Annotated in this window: 4 protein-coding genes and 1 tRNA gene; 1 reads left to right on the top strand and 4 read right to left on the bottom strand. The window is 66.1% G+C overall.

Going from position 1 to position 4,697, the window contains the following annotated elements:
- Positions 1 to 1,392: arylsulfatase (locus KDH83_RS29605; RefSeq protein ID WP_212322380.1), on the bottom strand; the 1,392-nt coding region annotated here is incomplete at its 3' end.
- Positions 1,393 to 1,630: 238 nt separating this feature from the next.
- Here KDH83_RS29605 and KDH83_RS29610 point away from each other — a divergent pair.
- Positions 1,631 to 1,894 carry a YXWGXW repeat-containing protein gene (locus tag KDH83_RS29610; protein WP_212322383.1) on the top strand — a complete coding sequence of 88 codons (264 nt, stop codon included), beginning with the start codon at positions 1,631 to 1,633 and terminating at the stop codon, positions 1,892 to 1,894.
- 133 nt (positions 1,895 to 2,027) lie between these two features.
- Here KDH83_RS29610 and KDH83_RS29615 read toward each other — a convergent pair whose 3' ends face one another.
- The 3 genes from KDH83_RS29615 to KDH83_RS29625 all read right to left on the bottom strand — a co-directional run.
- Positions 2,028 to 2,858, bottom strand: a complete 831-nt coding sequence (locus KDH83_RS29615) for a 2OG-Fe(II) oxygenase (RefSeq protein WP_212322381.1) — start codon at positions 2,856 to 2,858, stop codon at positions 2,028 to 2,030.
- A 189-nt stretch (positions 2,859 to 3,047) separates the two neighbouring features.
- A tRNA-Leu gene (locus tag KDH83_RS29620) sits at positions 3,048 to 3,132 on the bottom strand.
- Positions 3,133 to 3,359: 227 nt separating this feature from the next.
- On the bottom strand, positions 3,360 to 4,697 hold a 1,338-nt coding region (locus KDH83_RS29625; RefSeq protein WP_212322382.1), incomplete at its 5' end, for a uracil-xanthine permease family protein.

Below are 4,697 nucleotides of genomic sequence, written 5' to 3' on the forward strand. Positions count from 1 at the left end.
AAGGCGGGCAAGAACGACCTGGAACAGCCCATGATCTACGCCGCCGTGCTGGCGGGGCTGCCGGGCGGGGGGGGGGGCGGCCGGGGGGCGCCCCCGTCCCGGGGGCGGGGGGGCGGGCCTGTCCTGGGGGATGACGCCCAGGGGCGCGCCCGCCAGTTCCAGCAGCGTGGGCAGCACGTCCGTGATGTGGGCAAAGCCGTCGACGATCCGGCCGTCGCCCGTGATGCCGGGGCCGGCGACGATGCAGGGAACTCGTATGCCGCCCTCATAGGTGAACGATTTGTACATGCGGCTGGGGGTGCTGCTGACCTGGGCCCAGCCCGGTCCTTGCTCGATGAAGGAACCGGGGCGGCCGCGGTTCTCCAGGCGGTTGTCCATCTGCTCGCGCACCCAGTCGCGTGTGCGCAGCGTGTCCAGCACCGAGTTGCCTTCCGGGCCGTTGTCCGACAGGAACAGGATCACCGTGTCGTCGAGTTGGCCCAGCGCTCGCAGGGCGTCCAGGACGCGGCCGATGTGAAAGTCCATGCACTCGATCATCGCGGCATAGACGGCCATGTTGCGGGCCTCCAACTGGCGAATGGCTGGCGGCAAGGTTTCCCAGGCCGGCCAGCGCGGGTGCCCGGGATACGGCTCGGCGTCGGCGCGCGCGAGGCCCAAGGCCACTTGCCGCGCGTAGCGGGCGCGGCGGATGGCGTCGTAGCCCGTGTCATAGCGGCCTGCGTATCTGGCGATGTACTCGTCGGGCGCGTGCAGCGGGAAATGCGGCGCGGTGAACGCCAGCATGCCGAAGAAAGGAGCATCCTGTCCGGCATCCGCCTGCAGATAACTGATCAGCTTGTCGGCATAGGCCGCCGAAGAATAGAAACCCGACGCGGGCAGCTGGATCAGCCGGCCGTTTTCCCGATACGTCGCCAGCGGCATGGCGGACGGATCCGTCGCGCCGGTCGCGGTCTGGTCGAAGTGCGAAGAAGAGCCGTCGATCAGGCCATACGAGCGGTCGAAACCCCGTGCATGCGGGCAATGCGGGGTCTCGCGGCCCAGGTGCCATTTGCCGGACAGATAGGTCCGGTAGCCCACGTCGCGCAGCCGTTCGCTCAGGGTGGGCGCCAGATCGTTCAGGTACATCTCATAGCCAGGCTTGCCCGCTTGTCGCGGGTCCATGACTTCACGCAGCGCGCCGAACCCCACCAGGTGTGCGTCCAGTCCCGTCAGCAGCATGGCCCGGCTGGGCGAGCAGAAGGGGGCGCAGTAGAAGTTGCGCATGCGCAGGCCGCGGGCGGCAAGCCGGTCCAGATGCGGACTGGCGATTTCGCCGCCAAAACACCCCAGGTCCGAATAGCCCAGGTCGTCGGCCATGATGATGAGGAAATTTGGGCGCTTGTGCTGGGTCATGTGGGGCTGCCGTGAGGTTGTCCGATCCCGCCGGTATGGCGATCCGCGACAGGCGGCGCGCCCTGGATCGGCGGGCGCCGCGGCAATCGCGGTGTATGGCGGGATGGACGATACGTGGCCCGTGGGCAAGCCGATAGGAGTCCGCACAGCGGACCTTTGCCATGGCGCGGCATCGGACCGCGTCATGCATGACGGCTATGCACCGCCGCCGTCACAGATCCAGCAGATCGGCCAGCGGATGCGAGGCGTCTTCGCGCGCGGGCGTGTCGCGAGTTTCGTCGAGAATGGCTTCAATCGCATCGAGGTGGCGCCGCCGCCGCGCGTGGAAGTGGTGCCGCCGCCCCGAGTCGGCTATGTCTGGGCGCCGGGGCATTGGGAATGGGTGGGTGGACGCCACGCCTGGGTGACCGGCGTCTGGCTGCCGGCGCGGCCGGGGTATGTGTACCACGGGCCGGTGTGGGTGGCGCGGCATGGGCACTGGGTGTATCGCGAGGCGCGGTGAGGGCGGCGTTTAAGGGTGCTCGCGCCCAACTCTGAATTCGATGCGCCTGTCGGGCCGGCTCACCTGGTCGTCTGGAGAGGATTCCGGACGGCCAGGGGAGGCACGAAGGCATGCGAGCCACGGGAGGACGGTACTACCTGTTTTCGTCCTTGTTCATCAGCGAGGTGCCACGCCCGGTCTTCAACGTCTTGGAGACGAAGTTGCGTAGGGCGTTGTCGACCGCGCCAAGGGTGCGCTTGACGGTCTCTTCGGGGCGTCCTGTGAAGGACGTGACATGGAAGTAGTCGGTGCTGTCCGGCGAGATGCTGGAAAAGTAGTAGTTCGAAACGCAGCAGCGCGGTCGGTCAACGACAACCTTGCTGACGGAGTGCCAGCTATCCTTGTTCGTCTCCATGACGACGAGGCGGTTGGTCAGGGAAACCAGGGTCTTCGGGACAGTCTGGTCGTCATTCCACAATTCGAAGTTGCCACCGTTTTCCAGTGACCAATCAGGGGCCGGATAGTACAGGATGTTCAGGCGACGGTAGCGCTCGCGCGATGAGTCGTGGCTGTTGTCGATATGAGGATTCAGGAAATCACCCTGGAACATCATGGAGAGGCCGCCCGCGTAAAGCTTGGGATCGGGTTCGATCTTCTGATCGGCCATATCGCAGATATCGGCGATGCGGCTGACTACACGGGGATCCTGGTAGGCGTGGGTGACGTCACCAAGAATGGCGGCATAGGCCTTCAGATCCGCCGAAGTGCGCTTCTTTTCACGGAATGTCGCGCGGTCATAGAAACCATTTCCGTCCTTGGGAAAGGCGTCATAGATCTGCGCGCAAAGCGCTTCGGAAAACACGTTGTCGAGCACAAAATGGCGCGTCCGGGTGCTAACGGGATTCGCCCATTGGGAGCGCAGATCGGTCTCTGCCTCATCTAAGCGTTGCAAGATGATTTGCGTGTACTGCTCTTGGTTGGTCATGATTTTGTAGGGCGAAGGTTGCGCATAGGTATTGCCGGCAGCGAGTGATGCTGACGTGTTTAGTCAGATTTGATTTTCTTACGCGGGGGCATTGTGCCACGTTAACTCATGCAGGACATTGGTCAAGGGCGGGTGTCGGAAGGCCGGCCGCGTTGCGCAGCAGGTATGCGCGCAAGCGTCATACAGAATTGGTGCCCGAGGCCGGAATCGAACCGGCACGCCTTGCGGCGGGGGATTTTGAGTCCCCTGCGTCTACCAATTTCACCACTCGGGCAGGAGGGTCGCGAGCGCGTCGGGGGTTGGCAAGATGCTTTGGCACCATGCCTGGGCTGATGCCCGAAAGACGGCTGCGGGAGAAGCGAAGACCGCGATTATATGCGGCCTGGGAAAAATTGTCAGGCGGCGGCCCCGGGGCAGGGCGCTGCCGGCGGCTTGCCGGGTAGCAAGCCTTGCCGGTAGCGGTAAGGCGCCGGACGGTTGTGTCGCCCGGCCCGCGCCCGCCTACTTCTTCTCAGGCAGGAACCAGTTCATCACCAGCGCGCAGATGCCGCCGGTGGCCACGCCCGATTCCAGCACGCTCTTCACCGCGTGCGGCAGGTGCGACAGGATTTCCGGCACTTGCGACACGCCCAGGCCCAGGGCCAGCGACACGGCGATGATGAGCAGGGCGCGGCGGTCCAGGCGGATGCCGGCCAGGATGTTGATGCCCGAGGCGGCCACGGCGCCGAACATCACCATGGCGGCGCCGCCCAGCACGGGCTCGGGCACGGCCTGCAGTACGCCGGCCACGGCCGGGAACAGGCCCAGCACCACCAGCATGCCGGCGATCCACAGGCCGACGTGGCGGCTGGCGATGCCGGTGAGCTGGATGACGCCGTTGTTCTGCGCGAACACCGAGCTGGGGAAGGTGTTGAAGACGCCGGCCAGTAGCGAGTTGGCGCCGTTGACCAGCACGCCGCCCTTGATGCGCTGCATCCACAGCGGGCCTTCGACCGGCTGCTTGGAGACCTTGCTGGTGGCGGTGACGTCGCCGATGGCTTCGAGCGAGGTGACCAGGTAGATGATCAGCATCGGCACGAACAGCGACCACGAGAAGCCCAGGCCGAAGTGCAGCGGCGTGGGTACCTGGAACAGCGCGGCTTCGCGCGCGCCGGTGAAGTCCAGGCGGCCCATCCAGGCGGCGGCCAGGTAGCCGACGGCCAGCGCGATCACCAGCGCCGTGCTGCGCACCCAGACCACGGGCACGCGGTTCAGCAGGATGATGGTGCCCAGCACCAGGCCCGACAGCGTCAGGTTCTCGGCGCTGGCGAAGGTGCCGTTGGCCATGGCGCCGAAGCCGCCGCCCATGCTGACCAGGCCGACCTTGATCAGCGTCAGGCCGATCAGCAGCACCACGATGCCGGTGACCAGCGGCGTGATCAGGCGCTTGACGAAGGGCAGGATTCGCGAGACGCCCATTTCCACGAAGGAACCGGCGATGACCACGCCGAAGATCGTGGCCATGACGGCCTCGACCGGCGTGCCCTGCTTGACCATCAGGGTGCCGCCGGCGATCAGCGGGCCGACGAAGTTGAAGCTGGTGCCCTGCACGATCAGCAGCCCCGCGCCCAGCGGGCCGAAGCGCTTGCACTGCACATAGGTGGCGATGCCGGAGATGACCAGCGACATGGACACGATCAGCGTGGTGTCGCGGCTGGACACGCCCAGCGCCTGGCAGATCAGCAGGCCGGGGGTGACGATGGGCACCAGGATGGCCAGCAGGTGCTGCAGGGCGGCGAGAAAAGCGACGGGGGCGGCGGGGCGATCGTCGGGGCCGTAGACCAGGTCGTGGCTGGGGCG

It is taken from the genome of Achromobacter sp. Marseille-Q0513, assembly GCF_018195695.1.
Lineage (GTDB): Bacteria > Pseudomonadota > Gammaproteobacteria > Burkholderiales > Burkholderiaceae_B > Achromobacter.

Excerpts from the sequence above, each read along its gene's own strand:
- KDH83_RS29610 (WP_212322383.1), top strand. The coding sequence starts at position 1,631 with ATGCGAGGCGTCTTCGCGCGCGGGCGTGTCGCGAGTTTCGTCGAGAAT.
- KDH83_RS29615 (WP_212322381.1), bottom strand. The coding sequence starts at position 2,858 with ATGACCAACCAAGAGCAGTACACGCAAATCATCTTGCAACGCTTAGAT.